General features: G+C 33.7%; 21 protein-coding genes. 12 read left to right on the forward strand and 9 right to left on the reverse strand.

The annotated features are described in order from the left end of the window. Positions 1-8: 8 nt before the first annotated feature. On the reverse strand, positions 9-767 hold the full coding sequence (rpe, locus tag PMT9312_RS03970) for a ribulose-phosphate 3-epimerase (RefSeq protein WP_011376329.1): 759 nt from the start codon (positions 765-767) through the stop codon (positions 9-11). Between the two features lie 189 nt (positions 768-956). Between rpe and glpX the strand changes: the two genes are divergently transcribed. From glpX to PMT9312_RS04005, 7 genes are all read left to right on the forward strand, one after another. Then, a complete protein-coding gene (glpX, locus tag PMT9312_RS03975; RefSeq protein ID WP_025926367.1) occupies positions 957-1,958 on the forward strand; it encodes a class II fructose-bisphosphatase in 1,002 nt (333 codons plus the stop codon). Positions 1,959-1,976: 18 nt separating this feature from the next. Then, positions 1,977-3,287: a glutamyl-tRNA reductase gene (locus PMT9312_RS03980; RefSeq protein ID WP_011376331.1), complete on the forward strand. Its 1,311-nt coding sequence runs from the start codon at positions 1,977-1,979 to the stop codon at positions 3,285-3,287. Positions 3,288-3,417: 130 nt separating this feature from the next. Continuing rightward, positions 3,418-4,713, forward strand: coding sequence for a glucose-1-phosphate adenylyltransferase (locus PMT9312_RS03985; RefSeq protein ID WP_011376332.1), 1,296 nt, complete (start codon positions 3,418-3,420; stop codon positions 4,711-4,713). Positions 4,714-4,807: 94 nt separating this feature from the next. After that, on the forward strand, positions 4,808-6,226 hold the full coding sequence (gene gndA / locus PMT9312_RS03990) for an NADP-dependent phosphogluconate dehydrogenase (protein WP_011376333.1): 1,419 nt from the start codon (positions 4,808-4,810) through the stop codon (positions 6,224-6,226). Continuing rightward, on the forward strand, positions 6,214-6,951 hold the full coding sequence (gene pgl, locus PMT9312_RS03995) for a 6-phosphogluconolactonase (protein ID WP_011376334.1): 738 nt from the start codon (positions 6,214-6,216) through the stop codon (positions 6,949-6,951). The genes gndA and pgl overlap by 13 nt, the downstream gene beginning before the upstream one ends. Positions 6,952-6,981: 30 nt before the next feature. Further along, positions 6,982-7,530 carry a CIA30 family protein gene (locus tag PMT9312_RS04000; protein ID WP_011376335.1) on the forward strand — a complete coding sequence of 183 codons (549 nt, stop codon included), beginning with the start codon at positions 6,982-6,984 and terminating at the stop codon, positions 7,528-7,530. Then, positions 7,520-7,906 carry a hypothetical protein gene (locus PMT9312_RS04005; RefSeq protein ID WP_011376336.1) on the forward strand — a complete coding sequence of 129 codons (387 nt, stop codon included), beginning with the start codon at positions 7,520-7,522 and terminating at the stop codon, positions 7,904-7,906. The genes PMT9312_RS04000 and PMT9312_RS04005 overlap by 11 nt, the downstream gene beginning before the upstream one ends. Before the next feature lie 21 nt (positions 7,907-7,927). Here PMT9312_RS04005 and ilvD read toward each other — a convergent pair whose 3' ends face one another. The 3 genes from ilvD to PMT9312_RS04020 are packed head-to-tail and all read right to left on the reverse strand — an operon-like array spanning position 7,928 to position 10,562. Next, complete coding sequence (gene ilvD / locus PMT9312_RS04010) at positions 7,928-9,601, reverse strand: dihydroxy-acid dehydratase (protein ID WP_011376337.1); 1,674 nt, start codon at positions 9,599-9,601, stop codon at positions 7,928-7,930. A 23-nt stretch (positions 9,602-9,624) separates the two neighbouring features. Next, entirely contained in the window at positions 9,625-9,915 is a 291-nt protein-coding gene (locus PMT9312_RS04015) for a hypothetical protein (protein ID WP_011376338.1), read from the reverse strand. Between the two features lie 29 nt (positions 9,916-9,944). Then, positions 9,945-10,562: a uracil phosphoribosyltransferase gene (locus PMT9312_RS04020; protein ID WP_011376339.1), complete on the reverse strand. Its 618-nt coding sequence runs from the start codon at positions 10,560-10,562 to the stop codon at positions 9,945-9,947. 63 nt (positions 10,563-10,625) lie between these two features. On the opposite strand from PMT9312_RS04020, the gene PMT9312_RS04025 reads away from it, so the two are divergent. From PMT9312_RS04025 to purQ, 5 genes are all read left to right on the forward strand, one after another. Beyond that, entirely contained in the window at positions 10,626-11,138 is a 513-nt protein-coding gene (locus PMT9312_RS04025) for a pentapeptide repeat-containing protein (RefSeq protein ID WP_011376340.1), read from the forward strand. Positions 11,139-11,147: 9 nt separating this feature from the next. Next, complete coding sequence (locus PMT9312_RS04030) at positions 11,148-12,212, forward strand: GTP-binding protein (RefSeq protein WP_011376341.1); 1,065 nt, start codon at positions 11,148-11,150, stop codon at positions 12,210-12,212. 46 nt (positions 12,213-12,258) lie between these two features. Then, positions 12,259-12,423: a hypothetical protein gene (locus PMT9312_RS09735; protein ID WP_193741853.1), complete on the forward strand. Its 165-nt coding sequence runs from the start codon at positions 12,259-12,261 to the stop codon at positions 12,421-12,423. Between the two features lie 97 nt (positions 12,424-12,520). Continuing rightward, positions 12,521-12,775 (forward strand): phosphoribosylformylglycinamidine synthase subunit PurS, encoded by a 255-nt coding sequence (gene purS, locus PMT9312_RS04035; RefSeq protein WP_011376342.1) that lies wholly within the window; start codon positions 12,521-12,523, stop codon positions 12,773-12,775. Position 12,776: 1 nt separating this feature from the next. After that, on the forward strand, positions 12,777-13,442 hold the full coding sequence (purQ, locus tag PMT9312_RS04040; protein ID WP_011376343.1) for a phosphoribosylformylglycinamidine synthase subunit PurQ: 666 nt from the start codon (positions 12,777-12,779) through the stop codon (positions 13,440-13,442). A 49-nt stretch (positions 13,443-13,491) separates the two neighbouring features. Here purQ and fba read toward each other — a convergent pair whose 3' ends face one another. From fba to PMT9312_RS04065, 5 genes are all read right to left on the reverse strand, one after another. Continuing rightward, on the reverse strand, positions 13,492-14,565 hold the full coding sequence (gene fba / locus PMT9312_RS04045; RefSeq protein WP_011376344.1) for a class II fructose-bisphosphate aldolase: 1,074 nt from the start codon (positions 14,563-14,565) through the stop codon (positions 13,492-13,494). Positions 14,566-14,657: 92 nt separating this feature from the next. Further along, the gene (locus tag PMT9312_RS04050; protein WP_011376345.1) at positions 14,658-15,755 is read right to left on the reverse strand and encodes a Gfo/Idh/MocA family protein; all 1,098 of its coding nucleotides are present in this window, start codon (positions 15,753-15,755) and stop codon (positions 14,658-14,660) included. A gap of 2 nt (positions 15,756-15,757) precedes the next feature. Then, positions 15,758-16,150 carry a hypothetical protein gene (locus tag PMT9312_RS04055; RefSeq protein WP_011376346.1) on the reverse strand — a complete coding sequence of 131 codons (393 nt, stop codon included), beginning with the start codon at positions 16,148-16,150 and terminating at the stop codon, positions 15,758-15,760. 2 nt (positions 16,151-16,152) lie between these two features. Continuing rightward, positions 16,153-17,034 (reverse strand): acetyl-CoA carboxylase, carboxyltransferase subunit beta, encoded by an 882-nt coding sequence (accD, locus tag PMT9312_RS04060; protein ID WP_011376347.1) that lies wholly within the window; start codon positions 17,032-17,034, stop codon positions 16,153-16,155. A gap of 144 nt (positions 17,035-17,178) precedes the next feature. Beyond that, a complete protein-coding gene (locus PMT9312_RS04065) occupies positions 17,179-18,078 on the reverse strand; it encodes a phosphoribulokinase (protein WP_011376348.1) in 900 nt (299 codons plus the stop codon). Between the last annotated feature and the right edge of the window lie 3 nt (positions 18,079-18,081).

The following is an 18,081-nucleotide window of genomic DNA, read 5'->3' on the forward strand; positions in this document are numbered from 1 at the left end:
AGAATTATTTATTGAGGTTCTGAAACCACTTTGCCATTTTGTGCTTCTTTCGCAACTTTTCTCAAGTCATCACATCCCTCTTTTAATGTTGGGTAGGCAAACATTCCACTGCCTGCAATAAAACAATTGGCACCAGCATCGGCACACTGTGAAATAGTCCAATTTGCTTTTATACCTCCATCAACTTCAATGTCGACATCTAAGTTTTTTTCAATAACAAAGTTTCTTATTTTTCTGATTTTATTAAGCATTGTTGGTATATAAGCTTGTCCGCCAAAACCTGGATTAACTGTCATAACCAAAACATGATCAACCATATCCATAATGTTTTCAATCATTTCAAATGGAGTATGAGGATTTAATGCAACAGAAGGAGAACCTCCTAGGTCTCTTATTCTTCCGAGAACTCTATGCAAATGAATATTTGCTTCGGCATGAGCTATTACTACACCTGGTTCACCATTTGCTCCTTTTGTAGCGTTTACATACGATTCCAGCATGGTTTCACAATTGTATTGGCTCACCATTAATTGAGTTTCAAATGGGACATTGCAATATTTCCTGCATGCAGCAATCATCTCAGGACCGAATGTAAGATTTGGTACGAAATTTCCATCCATTACATCAAATTGAATTCTATCTACCCCAGCTTCCTCGAGTTCTTTCACACATGCTCCCATATTTGCCCAATCTGCTGGTAAAACGGAAGGAATTATTTGAATTGGTCTATTGACACCAGCTAATTTTGTTTGATTTGACTCAGTCATTTAATTTTTAAAATATTTAATAAAGATACTATATTTAGTTGTTTATTCCTAATTTCAAGTCACGGCCTGATAAAGTAACAGCTGTAAAGAGTTAAAAAAAGCTTACTAGCGTAATAATTCTCATAAAAAATGACATTTTTTGTGAGATCATACTCTAAACCTTTTAGAAAAACCCTCAAAAATTTAATTGTGAATCAAACTTTAATTCAAGAAATTCTCGAAGTAGTCGAGCAAGCAGCAATTGCCTCAGCAAAACTAACAGGACTTGGTCAAAAAGATGAAGCGGATGCTGCAGCTGTAGAAGCAATGAGATTGCGAATGGGCAAAATTGAGATGAAAGGGAAAATTGTTATTGGAGAAGGTGAAAGAGATGAAGCACCTATGCTTTATATAGGTGAAGAGGTAGGAAGTGGAAGTGGTCCAGGAGTTGACTTTGCAGTAGATCCTTGTGAAGGAACAAATCTTTGTGCGAATAATCAAAGAGGTTCTATGGCGGTTTTGGCAGCCTCTGATACCGGCGGTCTTTTTAATGCTCCTGATTTTTACATGAACAAATTAGCAGCTCCTCCAGCTGCGAAAGGGAAAGTAGATATTAGAAATTCGGCTACTGAAAACTTGAAGATTCTTAGTGATTGCTTGGATCTTTCTATTGATGAACTTACTGTTGTTGTAATGGATAGAACTAGGCATAAAGATTTAATTAAAGAGATTCGAGGATGTGGTGCTAAAGTACAACCGATTTCTGATGGTGATGTTCAAGCTGCTATTGCATGTGGCTTCGCAGGTACTGGAACTCATTGCTTAATGGGTATAGGTGCAGCTCCAGAAGGTGTTATTTCGGCTGCCGCAATGAGAGCTCTAGGAGGACACTTTCAAGGACAACTAGTTTATGATCCAGCAATCGCTCAAACTTCTGAATGGGCTGACTATACAAAAGAGGGAAATATAAAACGACTAAATGAAATGGGTATAACGGATATAGATAAAATCTATGAAGCTAATGAATTGGCATCGGGAGAAAATGTTGTGTTCGCTGGAAGTGGTATAACTGATGGATTATTATTTGACGGAGTTAAATTCGAAAGGGATTGTGTGAGAACAAGCAGTCTAGTAATTAGCACATTAGATAGTACTGCAAGATTCACAAATACTGTCCATATAAAAGATGGTGCAAAGAGTATCAGCCTTTAAAAATTCACTTTTGATTTTATGCATATTGTTGTCGTCGGACTAAGTCATCGCACGGCACCTGTCGAAGTGCGTGAGAAGTTAAGTATTCCTGACCAATCCATAACAAAATCATTGAAAGCATTAAAGGCTTTCTCTGAGGTATTAGAGGTGTCAATTTTAAGTACTTGTAATAGGCTAGAAATATATGCCCTGGTAAAGGATAAAAATACTGGAATTTCATCTATTAAAGAATTTATATCAGATTATTCCGGAATTATTTTTGAAGATTTAAATCCACATCTTTTTTGCTTTAGACAAGAAGATGCGGTTTTGCATTTGATGAAAGTTTCGGCAGGACTTGATAGCCTCGTATTAGGAGAAGGACAAATCCTTTCGCAGGTAAAAAAAATGATGAGATTAGGTCAAGAGAATCAATCTACTGGGCCTATTCTTAATAGATTATTAACTCAATCAGTTAGTACAGGTAAAAAAGTTAGATCCGAAACAAATTTAGGAACTGGAGCTGTATCAATAAGTTCAGCTGCGGTAGAACTTGCTCAATTAAAAATTGGACAAGAAAAGGGGTTTGATACTCTTGTAAGTTTGGAATCAGAAAAGGTTCTTGTAGTTGGAGCTGGTCGGATGAGTAGACTTTTAATAACTCATTTAAAAGCAAAAGGATGTCATAAACTGATTCTTGTCAATAGAAATATTGATAGAGCATTAAATCTTGCTATAGATTTCCCCGATATAGAGATTGTTTGTAAAGGGTTAAACGAATTAGATGAAAATATATCAATATCTTCTCTTGTTTTCACAAGTACAGCTTCCGAAGAGCCAATAATTGATCTCGCTAAAATTGAAAAATTAAATTTGAATAATAAACTTAAATTTATTGATATTGGTGTGCCGAGAAATATTTCTAATGATGTTAAAAATCATCAATTTGTAAAATCATTTGATGTAGATGATTTACAAGAGGTCGTTTCAAGAAATCAAGAATTTAGACAGAAAATTGCAAAGGAAGCAGAATCTTTAGTAGAAGAAGAAAGAATTATTTTTCTAGAATGGTGGGCAAGTCTAGAAGCGGTTCCAGTAATTAATAAACTTAGATCAGATTTGGAGTTAATTAGAAAAGAGGAATTGCAAAAAGCACTTAGTAGGATGGGACCAGATTTTTCTGCCCGAGAAAGAAAAGTTGTAGAAGCTCTTACTAAAGGAATTATCAATAAAATACTTCATACACCTGTTACCAAATTGAGAAGTCCTCAATCAAGAGAAGAAAGACAAGCTTCTTTGAAAATTGTTGAAAAGTTGTTTTCTTTGGTAGATGAAGATAAAAATAGCTAAATTTTACTTATTTATATTAAGTTTTTCTAGTAATTTATCGAAATACCTTTGTAAACTGACCATTACTATTTCAAATTTAGCCCATAATCAGTTACTTTAAATAGTTGTATCTCTACCTCCATTAGATTGAATGAAGCGTGTGTTAGCCATCATCCTCGGAGGAGGAAAAGGTTCTAGACTTTACCCTTTAACAAAAATGAGGGCAAAACCTGCTGTTCCATTGGCAGGTAAGTATCGTTTAATAGATATCCCAATTAGTAATTGTATAAATTCAGGTATTGAAAAAATGTACGTATTGACTCAGTTCAATAGTGCATCTCTAAATAGACATATAGGAAGAACCTATAATCTAAATGGTCCTTTTGGCCAAGGATTTGTGGAGGTTCTGGCCGCACAACAGACTCCTGATAGTCCAAAGTGGTTTGAAGGTACTGCTGATGCTGTAAGAAAATACCAATGGTTATTTCAAGAATGGGATGTTGATGAGTACTTAATATTGTCAGGTGATCAACTTTACAGAATGGATTACAGTTTATTTGTTCAGCATCATAGAGATAATGGAGCGGATTTAACTGTTGCAGCTTTACCTGTTGATGAAGCACAAGCAGAAGGCTTTGGCCTTATGAGGACAGATGATTTAGGGAATATAAAAGAATTCAGTGAGAAGCCTACTGGAGAGAAATTAAAGGCAATGGCAGTGGATACTTCAAAATTTGGACTAACTAAGGAATCGGCTGCAGAAAAACCTTATCTTGCCTCTATGGGGATTTACGTTTTTAGCAGAAATACTCTTTTTGATCTTCTAAATAAATTTCCTAATTATACAGATTTTGGAAAGGACATAATTCCTGAAGCTCTTAAAAGGGGTGATACTCTTAAGAGTTATGTTTTCGACGATTATTGGGAAGATATAGGAACCATTGGGGCATTCTTTGAGTCAAATTTGGCATTAACAGAGCAACCAAAACCTCCATTTAGTTTTTATGATGAAAAATTTCCAATTTATACAAGACCTAGATTCCTTCCTCCTTCTAAGCTTGTAGATGCCCAAATTACTGATTCAATAGTCTGTGAAGGTACAATCCTAAAGTCATGTAGCATTTTACATTGTGTTTTAGGTGTAAGAAGTAGAATTGAAAGTGATTCTATTCTTGAAGATACTTTAGTAATGGGTGCAGATTTCTTTGAATCACCTGAAGAAAGAATTGAATTAAGAAAAGGTGGTGGAACACCTCTTGGAGTAGGTGAAGGAACTACTGTAAAAAGAGCAATTCTTGATAAGAACACAAGGATAGGTGATAACGTCGTTATTATTAATAAAGATCGAGTAGAAGAGGCAGATAAGCCAGAATTAGGTTTTTATATAAGAAATGGAATCGTTGTAGTAGTTAAAAATGCAACTATTGCAAACGGAACTGTTATTTAATTCGTTTCGATCATTTTTCGCTGACATAAGTATTTTTTTTGAGCAATTTTGTTGAGTTGCGGGCAAACTATATTTATTGAGTTTTTTATTTTTTATGTCCAAGGCGCATTTTGGTTTAGTAGGTCTTGGTGTTATGGGCGAAAATTTAGTTCTTAACGCAGAAAGAAATGGATTTTCAAGTGTAGTTTTTAATAGAACTTATTCAAAAACTGAAGAATTTTTACAAGGTCGAGGCCTTGGGAAGAATATAGAGGGAGCTGAAACTCTTCAAGAATTTGTCAATAAGCTAGAGAGACCCAGAAGAATTTTAATGATGGTAAAAGCTGGACCAGCAACAGATGCGGTTATAGAAAACATTTCTGGATATCTCGAGGAAGGAGATTTATTGATAGATGGCGGTAATTCTCAATTTAAAGATACAGAAAGAAGGGTGAATACTCTTGAAAGTAAAAGTTTTGGATACATTGGAATGGGAGTTTCAGGTGGTGCAAAAGGAGCTCTTGAAGGGCCAAGTATGATGCCTGGCGGTACTAAAGCTTCATATGATGCAATAGAAAGCTTATTAACAAAAATGGCTGCCAAAGTTGAAGACGGGCCATGTGTTGCATATGTTGGACCAGGAGGCTCAGGTCATTTTGTAAAAACTGTTCATAACGGAATTGAATATGGAATTGAACAAATACTTGCAGAAGCTTATGACCTTATGAAGAGAGTCAAAGGTATGAACGGTCAGCAAATGTCAGAGGTATTTGGTATTTGGAATAATACTGATGAATTAGCTTCTTATCTTGTTGAGATTACGGAGATTTGTCTAAATACAAAAGATGAGATAACTGGTGATGATGTCGTGGAGAAAATATTAGATAAAGCTGGCCAGAAAGGTACTGGTTTATGGACTGTTGTAAGTGCTTTAGAACTGGGGGTGTCAGTCCCAACTATTTATGCTTCTTTAAATGCAAGAGTAATGAGTTCTTTAAAAGAGCAACGTAGTGAGATTGAAAAAACTATTCCATCTAAAGAGATAGAGGATTTCGATTTAGGAAATATATCTGATGGAATGAAACCTTTATTTGATGCTGTAGTCCTTGCCACAATAGCTAGCTATGCTCAAGGTATGGACATTTTAAGAGAAGCATCTACAGTATATAACTATGGTTTGAATATGCCGTCAATTGCTCAAATATGGAAGGGTGGTTGCATAATTAGATCAAAATTATTAAGTAAAATTCAAGATGCTTATAACAAAGATCCTAATTTAAAAAATTTAATTTTTGATGATTGGTTCAATAATGAAATTGCGACAAGATTAGATAACTTAGCTAAAGTCGTTTCTTTATCCACAAAAGCTGGTATACCAGTCCCATGTCTATCCAGTACTTTAGATTATTTGAATAGTTATAGAACCAATAGACTTCCTCAGAATCTTGTTCAGGCAATGAGAGACTGTTTTGGCTCTCACACATATCAAAGAATTGATAAGGAAGGTAGTTTTCATACTGAATGGATGAAATGATTGAAAAGGTTAAAAATGGTTATAACCTAAACATTTACAAAGACAAGTTAGAGCTATCAACAGCTGTTTTTAAATTTATTGAAAGTCACATTATTCATACTTTAAAAAAGAAATGCAGATTCAAATTCTGTGTGAGTGGAGGTTCAACTCCTAAATCTGTTTATCAGCTTCTATCAATAAGTGATCTTAGATGGGATATGGTTGATGTCTTTTTAGGAGATGAAAGGTGTGTTGATCCAAATTCAGAATTAAGTAACTCGTTAATGTTGAAAAAATCATTATTAACTAATTTTGGATCTAAAGCTTTTTTTTATGAGATTTTTAATGATTTAAAGGCTGATGATGAAGCGACAAAAAATCAATTTATTTCTAAATTATTTGAAAAATGCGGATCAAACCCTCCAACCTTTGATTTAACATTATTAGGTCTTGGAGACGATGGTCATACAGCTTCACTATTCCCTTATCAAAAAAATAATAACGCAGATGATTTTGTGATTTTTAATGAAGGTAAAGGATTAAAAAGAATTTCATTAACTCCAAAGGTTCTTTCAGCCTCTTCGAAGATAGTATTTTTGGTTAGTGGAGCTTCTAAAAGAATTGCTCTTGAGAGGTTATTAGATGAAAAAGAGCCATCAGATAGAACACCATCAAAATTAATAAAATCTATTAATCAAATTTCAATATTTTGTGATCAGGAATCAGCAAAAGAATTAGAAATTTAGTTAAAGTCTAATAATAATTAAAAGTATTTAATGAATAAGAAAAAAATTTTATTCCAGAAAAAGGAGTTCGATGGTTGGGAAACATTAAATGATACTGTTATGGGAGGATCAAGTTCCGCTTTTTGTGAAATTTCAAATTCTGGTTTGTTATTAAAGGGTAATATTGTCGAGAAAGCAGGAGGATTTGTTAGTTGTAGATCGTCTATCTTTAAACCCTCTTTAAATGTATCTGAATATTCATCCTTTGAATTAAATATTGATGGAAAAGGAAGAACTTTTAAATTTGCGGCCGCTTGTGAAGATGATCTATTAGGACTAACCGAATTTATTCCGGGTGGACTTAGGTGGATAAAATCATTCCCAACAAAAAAATTCGGAACAACAAACGTTCAAATTCCTTTTAGTGAGCTAAAACCTTCAGTAAGAGCTAATAAAGTACGTTTCCCATTTAAATTTAAGCCATCTAAAATTAAAAGATTGCAACTACTACACTCTAAGTTCGGTGATGATGGATTACTTAATAATGAGTTTAAACAGGGTTCAATAAAAGTTTTAATTAAATCAATAAGTGTTATTTGAAAATCCACCTAAAAATATAGAGAGCTTAATCGCTAAGTCAGCAGATTTAACAAATAAACCTTTTGTTCATTCTGTCGTAAAAATAAATGGTGAATACGAATTCGAAGAAGAAGATATTGATTTAACAGTTAATATTTTATGTCGAGATAAAGAAGGTAAAAGATTAGAAATTTATGATCTTGAATTAGAACTTTTTAAATCAAATAAAGAGTTGGTTTTAGTAATCTCTAAGCTTAATTTCCCTGATGAACCAATATTATGGTGTGGAGTTAAAACATTATGGATGGATAGCAATAATGGGAAAAAATGCAACTCACCAAAATACGGCGCTAGATTGGAAAATTTAGCAAATAGGATAAAAAGTTTTTTTGAGTAAGAAAATAAACTTTAAGCTGATTTATAAATCAGTAACAGCCCCTAAACTTGATGTGCTTACGATTCTCGAATATTTTGAAAGAATTCCTCTTTTGTATTTTTGTATAGGTTTTACCCAATCTTTTTTTCTTTTTTCTAATTCTTCGTCAGATAAATCAACTTCAATTAGTTGTTTTACAGCATCCACTGTAATTAAATCACCTTGTTTTATTAGAGCAATATTTCCTCCAACAGCAGCCTCTGGAGCTATGTGACCCACAACAAGACCATAGGTACCACCGCTAAATCTGCCATCGGTAATTAAAGCTACCTTCTCTCCTAGCCCTTGACCAACAATCGCAGATGTTGGAGCTAACATTTCTCTCATGCCTGGACCTCCTACAGGACCTTCGTTTCTAATAACAACCACATCACCAGCTTTGATATCGTTATTTAATATCGATTTTAAACAATCCTCTTCACTTTCAAAAATCTTTGCTGGACCAGTTAATACAGGGTTTTTTACTCCGCTAATTTTGGCTACAGAACCTTCGCTCGCTAAGTTACCTTTTAATATCGCTAGATGTCCTTTTTTATAAAGAGGGTCATCTATGTCTCTTATGACATTTTGATTTGTTGGAGGCTTATCTGGAATATTCTGTAAGTATTCTGAGATGGTTTTGCCTTCAATGTTTTTGCAATCGCCATGAATTAATCCTGCATTTAAAAGTATTTTCATTACTTGTGGAATCCCACCTGCCTTATGAAGATCCACCGTCACATATTTACCACTCGGTTTAAGGTCACAAATAACGGGTACTTTTTGTCTGATTCTCTCAAAATCATTAATGTTGATATCTATTCCTGCAGTATTCGCAATAGCTAAGATGTGCAATACCGCATTTGTTGATCCGCCAATTGCCATAATTACTGATATTGCATTTTCAAATGCTTTCTTAGTCATTAGGTCTAGAGGTCTTATATCTTTTTCTATTGCAGAGACTAATATCTCAGCACTTTTATCTGCACTTAGTTCTTTTTCAAGATCTTCAGCAGCCATAGTGGAACTGTGAGGAAGACTTAACCCTAATACTTCAATAACCGCAGACATTGTATTAGCTGTAAACATTCCTCCACAGCTACCAGCACCAGGAATACAATTTTTCTCAACTTGGATTAGCCTTTCTTCATTAATTTTGCCGGCTGTTAATTGTCCAACAGCTTCAAATGCACTAACAACAGTAAGATCTTCTCCATGCAATTTCCCAGGCTTTATTGTCCCTCCATAAATGAAAATTGAGGGAATATTCATTCTTGCAATCGCAATCATGGCACCCGGCATATTTTTGTCACATCCACCTATAGCAAGTACTCCATCCATACTCTGAGCATTGCATGCTGTTTCAATTGAATCAGCAATAACTTCTCTTGAAACTAGGGAGTATTTCATGCCCTCTGTTCCCATAGAAATGCCATCGCTTACTGTTATGGTCCCAAACATCTGAGGCATCCCACCTGATCTTTTTATTGACTCTTCAGCTTTTAGAGCTAACTTATTTAAACCCATATTGCATGGTGTTATGGTGCTGTATCCATTTGCAACTCCAACAATAGGTTTATTAAAATCTTCATCATTAAATCCAACAGCTCTTAACATCGATCTGTTAGGGGATCTTTGCACACCTTGGGTTATTGCAGATGATCTGAGTTTATTCATATTATTTGTGAACCTTTTTTATTCTATTGCCCCAACTCTTCAAGTTGCTTCCTCACATCAGCAATTGCAGAATTAAGTTGCTCAACTTTCTTCTCCAGATTTTCTCCTTCAACTTCATTTATATTTTCATTTGAATCAATTGCTTCAGAGCCGTCTTGAATTCTGGAGGAATACATCATTGCTTTTTGTTTTTTTTCCTCCTTTCTTTTGTCTGCTTCGGATATTAACCACCAAGCTAGACCTGCTGCTCCAATAAAAGCACCGCTTATTAATGATAAAAGATTATTTGAAGACGAATCTCTGTATTCAGACATTGGTTAAATATTTACTCCTATATTCTATATTAGTTCTTATCTTGAAATATAGTACTTAATCTCGATAAAGGATTCCCAATACCCGGTACTAAAACTTGTGTTATTTCGTCTTCCTCATCTATGCAAGAAGTGTAAATTACCTGATTAGGGAATAATTTCGCAATTTCATTTAAACCTTTATTTGAGCAAATAGCAGTTATTAAAAGAATTCTATTTGAATCAACACCTAATTCCTTTAATTTAATTAAAGTTTCTAATGTTGCTGATTTTGTCGTTATTTGTTCTGAATAAAATATAACTCCTTCATTTGATTCAATAGTTTTAGGAAGTTCTCCTAATGAGAGGGTTGAATTAGGAATTACTTCTTTAGATCCAAACCAAAGAGATAACCCTTCGGGCAACGTTGCGAGCACTTTTATTGGATAATCATTATTAATAAAGAATCCATCTGAGTCCCCATTATCAGTATTTACTATTTCTTTTTTATATGGCAGCCAATTACGTAATGCTTCATATGTAAGCCATTTCCCTAATTGCTCATATCCTGTTGAGTACAAAATATTTGGAGTATTTTTTTCTCGCAATATTGAAAGCCAATGTTTTATTAATGGATGAGGAGGAACAATAACCTTTAGTGACATTGCCATATATTTTCCTTTAAGATACTCTTACAAACTTTAAATACCTAAGTTCTAAAATACAGTCTTATTATGATTAAATCAATTGTTTTCCCCTCACTAAAGAATGCATTAATTACTTTTTTATTCGTTGGGATTTTATTTTTTAATTCTGTAAATTCTGCATGGGCTAAAAGACCTCCTGAGATTAGAAACCAACAAGACCTTAATTTAGAGCCGGATATGCATGGTCAAGATTTAAGCGGTAACGAATACGTTAAGTTTGATTTGAATGGGTTTAATTTTAGTGACAGTAATTTAGAAGGCGCAGTGTTCAATAATAGTAAATTGCAAAACTCAAAGTTTACTGGAGCCAATTTAAGAGATGCACTAGCTTATGCAACAGACTTTACAGATGCAGATCTTTCGGATGTTAATTTTACAAATGCATTATTAATGGAGAGTAATTTTGAAGGAGCAAAAATAGATGGTGCAGATTTTACTGATGCTGTTCTTAGTCGTACACAACAAAAACAATTATGTGCGATTGCTAATGGCACAAATAGTTCTACAGGAGAGAGTACAGAATATAGTTTAGGTTGTTAATCATCAAAGATGAAAAAAAAAAAACCAGTTATAGTTGTTTCGGGATTTCTTGGTTCAGGTAAAACAACTTTTCTAAGATATCTATTAAAAGAGAGTAATAAAAAATTTGGTTTAATAATTAATGAATTTGGTGATGTTGGAATTGACGGTGATTTGATTAAAAGTTGTGATAAATGTGATGAATCTGAAGACGACTGCGTAATCGAATTAAATAATGGATGTTTATGTTGTACTGTTCAAGATGATTTTGTTCCATCAATAAAAGCTCTCTTAGAATTTAATCCTCCTATCGAATCAATAATTATCGAAACAAGTGGCCTGGCACTACCAATTCCCTTAATTCAAGCCCTTAACTGGCCTGAGATTAGGTCTTCCATATACCTTGATGTTGTTGTTGGTATCGTTAATGGAGAATCAATGCTTAATGGTTCACCAATTAATGATTTAAATAAAATAACAAAACAATATAATGAAACAGATAAAATTGATCACAACGCCACTATAGATGAACTTTTTGAGGAGCAACTAGAAGTTTCTGATATCGTTTTAGTCTCTAGATCAGATATCTTAAATGATGATCAGTTTGACGTTATAAAAAATAAAATTCAAGGAAGTCTAAACTCATCTACACCAGTCCTTAAATCCAAGAATGGCAAAATTGATTTAAATTATCTATTTGATTTTAATTTTAAAAAAGAGACTTATAAAGAATTTTTAACTGAAGAACATGACCATAATCATGTTGATCTTGTATCAGATTCATTTAAATTAAATTATTTCCTTGAAAAAAATGACTTTGAAAAGGAGATGTCAAAAATCTTGGATGAATTAAATATTCTTCGAATAAAAGGACGTATTTGGATCCCAAACAAATCATTGCCTTTACAAGTACAAATTGTTGGAAAGAAAATTAATACTTGGTTTGAAGAAGCTCCAGAAAATTGTTGGAGACCAAATGATAATGCTGGGCTTGAATTAGTAATAATTTCTTTTGATGAAAAATCTATAAAAACTTTCAATAGAAAAATTAAAGAGAAATTTAAGATTTTAAGTGACCCAAAAATAGCAATTTGACTTTATAGTTAGCTGTCGGGATACTTACTACAGTAGACAGTCCAAGATGGAAAATCCAAAAATTGCTTTAAAACAAATAATCTCTAACGAAGTCACATCAATTGATAAAATAAAATGTTCAAAATGTGGAGGATCGGGAAATTTCAAAACACATGAAAATTCAAGAAGAACTTGCTTAGTTTGTTTTGGTAGAGGCTACATAAACATTTAATAACTCATAAAGCCTTAAGGTAAAAATATTTGTTTATTAATCAATAGTACTTTTTATTAAAATTTAAACTAATCTTCTAGTAGAAATTAATTTTTAATTGGACCAATTTGCTGTAAAAGTTTTTGTAAGACTAAGACCCTCAGTTTTAGATCCAGCAGGGGAAGCTACCAAATCTGCTTCTATAAAACTTGGAGCCGAAGGAATAAAATCATTACGTATAGGAAAAATGATTGAGGTAAAAATAGAAGGTAATGGTGAAAACGAAGTAAGAGAAAAAATTGATTTATTGTGTGATAGGTTATTCGCAAATACTGTTATTGAAGATTATGAGTATTCACTAGAAAAATTATAAGATGGATAATTTTACTGTAGGAGTTGTTGTCTTCCCTGGTTCTAATTGTGATCGTGATGTTTCATGGGCATTGGAAGGTTGTTTAGACATAAGAACAAAATACTTGTGGCATGAGTCTTCAGATTTAAGTGATGTAGATGCAATAGTTTTACCTGGAGGATTTAGCTATGGTGATTATTTAAGATGTGGAGCAATTGCGAGATTCTCTCCATTAATAAATGCCTTGGATGAGTTTGTTAAAAGCGGGAAAAGAGTTTTAGGAATTTGTAATGGGTTTCAAATTTTGACAGAATCAGGGTTTTTGCCTGGTGCTCTTGTTGCAAATAAAAATCTTAATTTTATCTGTGATGACGTTGAACTGGATATCGTTTCTACAAAAGGAGGTTGGTTTAATAATGGAGATGAAAAACAAACTATTAAGTTGCCAATTGCTCATGGGGAAGGAAGATATCATTGTGATTCTGATACTTTAAAAAAACTTGTAGATAATGAATTGATCGCTTTGAGATATAAAAACAACCCCAATGGATCCTCATTCGATATCGCAGGCATAACTAATGAAAAGGGAAATGTTCTAGGTTTAATGCCTCATCCAGAGCGAGCATGTGACGAGACAATTGGTGGGACTGATGGTCTCTTTACATTAAAATCATTAATATTGAAATAAAAAAAAGACCCCCAATTTTGGAGGCCTTTTTTTTTAATTTGAGAAGAAATTAAACAGTAGCTTTTACTTTTGGATCTAAATCACCTTTTGCGTAAAGATCAGCAAAATAATTAGTGCTGTTTTGTTTGATCTTACTTGCTTGACCTTCGCACCAGAACTGCTTGTATCTATCAAGACAAACTTGCTTCATGTATTTTCTAGCAGGCTTGTTGAAATGTCTTGGGTCAAAGTTTGCCTTATCAGCAAATGCTGCCTCTCTAACCGCGGCAGTGAAAGCAAGTCTGTTATCGGTATCAATGTTGACTTTCCTAACTCCATTTCTTATTCCCTCTTGAATCTCTTCAACAGGAACACCATATGTTTGAGGAATTTCACCACCATATTTGTTGATGATATCCAACCATTCTTGAGGAACTGAACTAGATCCATGCATTACAAGATGGGTATTTGGAAGTGCTTTATGAATTTCAGCAATTCGGCTTATTGCAAGAACTTCTCCTGTAGGTTTTCTTGTGAATTTATAAGCACCATGACTTGTACCTATAGCAATAGCTAATGCATCAACTTTTGTTTTAGCAACAAAATCTGCAGCTTCTTCAGGATCAGTCAAAAGCATATCTGTAGAAAGTTCACCTTCAAATCCATGACCATCTTCTGCTTCACCTTTCCCTGTTTCTAATGAACCTAAGCAACCTAATTCTCCTTCAACACTAACTCCAACTGAATGAGCAAAATCTACTACTTTTTTAGTAACTGCAACATTATATTCGTAACTAGCGGGTGTTTTTGCATCTGCCTCTAGAGAACCATCCATCATTACTGATGTGAAACCATTTATTGCTGCTGAATAGCATGTTGATGGCTCATTACCATGGTCTTGGTGCATTACCACAGGAATATTAGGATATGTTTCTGTGGCGGCAAGGATTAGATGACGTAAGAAAATTTCTCCTGCATAATTTCTTGCCCCTCTTGAAGCTTGGAGGATTACTGGACTATCAGTTTCATATGCTGCTTCCATGATTGCTTGAACTTGCTCAAGATTATTAACATTGAAAGCTGGAATACCGTAACCATTCTCAGCAGCGTGGTCTAAAAGTAGTCTTAGTGGAACGAGGGCCATAATTAAAATAAGTTAGATGCTATACAAAGCACTTGTTCTCGCGAGTTTAGTACAAAGAGGGATCAAATGTCACGTAATTAGATATACAAAATCTATATTTTTATATTTAACCCACTCTTCGACGATTCTCTTATCGCTTCACAAACTTTATGACTTGCAAGTCCCTCGCATAGGCCTGGAATGATGGGTGTTTTATTAAAAATACTCTCAGCCCATAAATTTTGAATTCTTAAAACTGGAGCTATCCTTCCATCAGTCCATGTTTTCTCAAAATTAAAAATTGAATCTGCAGTCAGATTTTGTATTTTATTTTCGTTGTTTGAGTATTTCAAATTAAAACCATGTACATAATCTTTTTGGTTCTCGCTTTTAAGAATAAGTGAACCTTCGCTTCCATATATTTCTAAACTAAAGCCTCTACCGTTTTTAGAAATCGATGATAAAGAAACCTGACATGGAATTAGATTCGTACTGTAATTTGATAGTTCTATATTAGCTAGACAAATATCCTCGCTAGTAACGTAATTTAAATCAGATGAATTAGGTAAGGGTCTTTTTTTTATTGATGTTGCTAACTTGCCAGATACGTTTATTGATTCTCCAAAAAACCAATTCAACATATCGAATGCGTGAGTACCTAAGGCACCAATAACTCCTCCACCTTTTTCTTCTAAAGAATACCAATTCCAGGCTCTTTTAGGGTCTGATCTGCTTCCCATTAACCAATCTAATTTGACTAAATATATATCGCCTAAAATATTTTCATCAATAAGTTTTTTTGTCTGAAGGAAAAGTGGTACTGCCCTGTATTCGAAATCAACACATACACTTAAGTTATTGATCAAAGATATTCTCTGAAGCTCTTCAATTTCAGAGGACGATATTGAAACCGGTTTTTCTAATAGCAAATTTTTATTATTCTCAAGAGCTTGTTTTGCTAATTTAAATCTTGATTCAGGAGGGGTAGCAACAATAATCCCATCAATATCTGGAGATTTAACTAAATCTTCCCAATTATGAAAAAACTCTAATCCCGTTTCTTTTTCTAAAATCGATTTTTGCTTTTTCTCATAATGATAAATAGCTACAGGCGTTAAATAATCTGACTCTTTTAATGCTTCTAAATGAACTTTTTTCCCAAAACCTAGTCCAGCTATAGCTATTTTTAATTTTTTATTTTTAGTATTCATTCTTATCCATTAATAAACTCTGAACAACTATTTTCAATAACAACATCTATAAGTTCGTCATTATTAGAAGTTTGCCATTTTGAATTAAATTGAGGAATTCCATTTATTGAAGTGTCTTTGAACTCTTTTTTATCGCAATTAATTCTCATTACATAAAGTGATAACTCTCCATCATCATTTGAATTAGTTGGATTTTTAAAGAACTTTGTTAAGACACTTATTTCACCATTTGGAAGCGGCTTAATACTCCCTTTATCAAGCCATTCTTTCCCATCACCATTTTCTTTAAGGAGAACCCAATCAACATTTCCTATTGCATATGAATAGGTAGCAAAATTTAAAATAAACAAAAAAAGGCTTAAAGAAAAATAAAATAAATTAGAAATTATTCTCATTATTATATATTTGCTTCTGCCAGTTCTTTTACACCGTGGATTTTTAAAATTTTAGTCAAAGTAGTCTTGAGATCTTTCCTTTTCACTATTACATCAACAAAACCATGCTCAAGAAGATATTCAGCTGTTTGAAAATTATCAGGTAATTTTTCTCTTAATGTTTGTTCAATAACTCTTCTTCCCGCAAATCCAATAAGAGCTTTAGGTTCCGCCAATATTAAATCACCTAACATCGCAAAGCTGGCTGTTACTCCTCCAGTAGTTGGATGAGTTAACAATGGCATATACAGAAGATTTTTTTCTTTATGTTTTTTGAGTGCTCCCGATATTTTTGCCATTTGCATGAGACTTAACATACCTTCTTGCATCCTTGCTCCACCTGATGCGCAAACAATAAGAATTGGGTAATTTTCTATAGTTGCTCTTTCAATTATCCTCGTAATTTTTTCACCAACTACTGAGCCCATGGATCCGCCCATAAATCTAAAATCCATTACAGCTAATGCTAAAGGCATTGAATTTACAGAACAAAAACCTGTTATGACACCATCTCTTAAGCCAGTACCTGCTTGACTTTCTTTAATTCGATCAGCATAAGACCTTCTATCTTTAAAACCTAAAGGATCTGTAGGACTTAGTGAACTATCAAACTCTTTGAATGAATTTTTATCAGCAATTATATTTATCCTTTCATCACTATTAATCCTATTATGGTGACCACAATTACTACAAACATTGAAATTTGAAATTAGGTCTTTTCTATAGGCTACTTGAGAACATTCTGAACATTTAACCCACAAACCGTCTCCCTCGTCAGTATCTTGGGAAACTTTCCCAACAAATTGATCTTTACGCCTTGCGGCAAACCAGTCGATTAATGACACAACGTTACCTGTTTTTTCTATTTAAATCTAAGTAAGGTACTTTTATCAAGAAAGATATATAAATATTTGAGATTTTATAGATTAGGAACTCCCTTATCCTTAGAAAAAAAAATATATGGATTTGAGTTGATAATCGAATATTAATTATCCTTTATTTTTCTCCTCAATCATTTTATGAATTATTGGGGTAAGAATAAGTTCCATTGCGAAACCCATTTTCCCACCATTTACAACGATACTGGTTGGACTTGACATAAATGAATCGTGAATCATTCCAAGCAAGTATTGAAAATCAATTCCCCATTTCTCTCTAGCTCCTTTTCTGAAATGTATGATCACAAAGCTCTCATCAGGAGTTGGAATATTCCTGCATATGAAAGGATTGGAAGTGTCAATTGTGGGAATTCTTTGGAAATTAATATCGGTTTTACTGAATTGTGGACAAATGTGATTTATATAATCAGGCATCCTTCTCAATATAGTATCCACAATGGTTTCAGCTGAGTAACCTCTCTCTGCGTTATCTCTATGGATTTTTTGAATCCACTCTAAATTTGTTATCGGAACAACACCAACAAGTAAATCAGCATAGGATGCCACATTGTATCCATCACCTTCTACTCCGCCATGTAAACCTTCATAAAAAAGTACGTCTGTTCCCTTAGGAATATCTTCCCATGGAGTAAATTGACCTGGTTCTAAGGATGTCCCAAGTCTTGTATTATGTTCTTCCGCTTCTTCAGGACTATGGAGATAATATCTTTTCTTCCCTCCTCCAGTTTCACCATAGATTTTAAAAAGTTCTTCTAGCTTGTCAAAAAGATTAGCCTCTGGGCCAAAGTGAGAAAAATTTTCACCCTTTGAAAGAGCTTCTGCCATAGCTTTTTTCATAGGCATTCTCTCAAACCTGTGGTAACTATCACCTTCTACAACTGCGGGAATAATATCTTCTCTAGCAAAAATATGCTCAAAGGCTCTTTTTACTGTACTTGTTCCTGCTCCTGAAGATCCTGTTACAGCGACTACTGGATGACGTTTTGACATTTT

Source organism: Prochlorococcus marinus str. MIT 9312 (assembly GCF_000012645.1).
GTDB lineage: Bacteria > Cyanobacteriota > Cyanobacteriia > PCC-6307 > Cyanobiaceae > Prochlorococcus_A > Prochlorococcus_A marinus_L.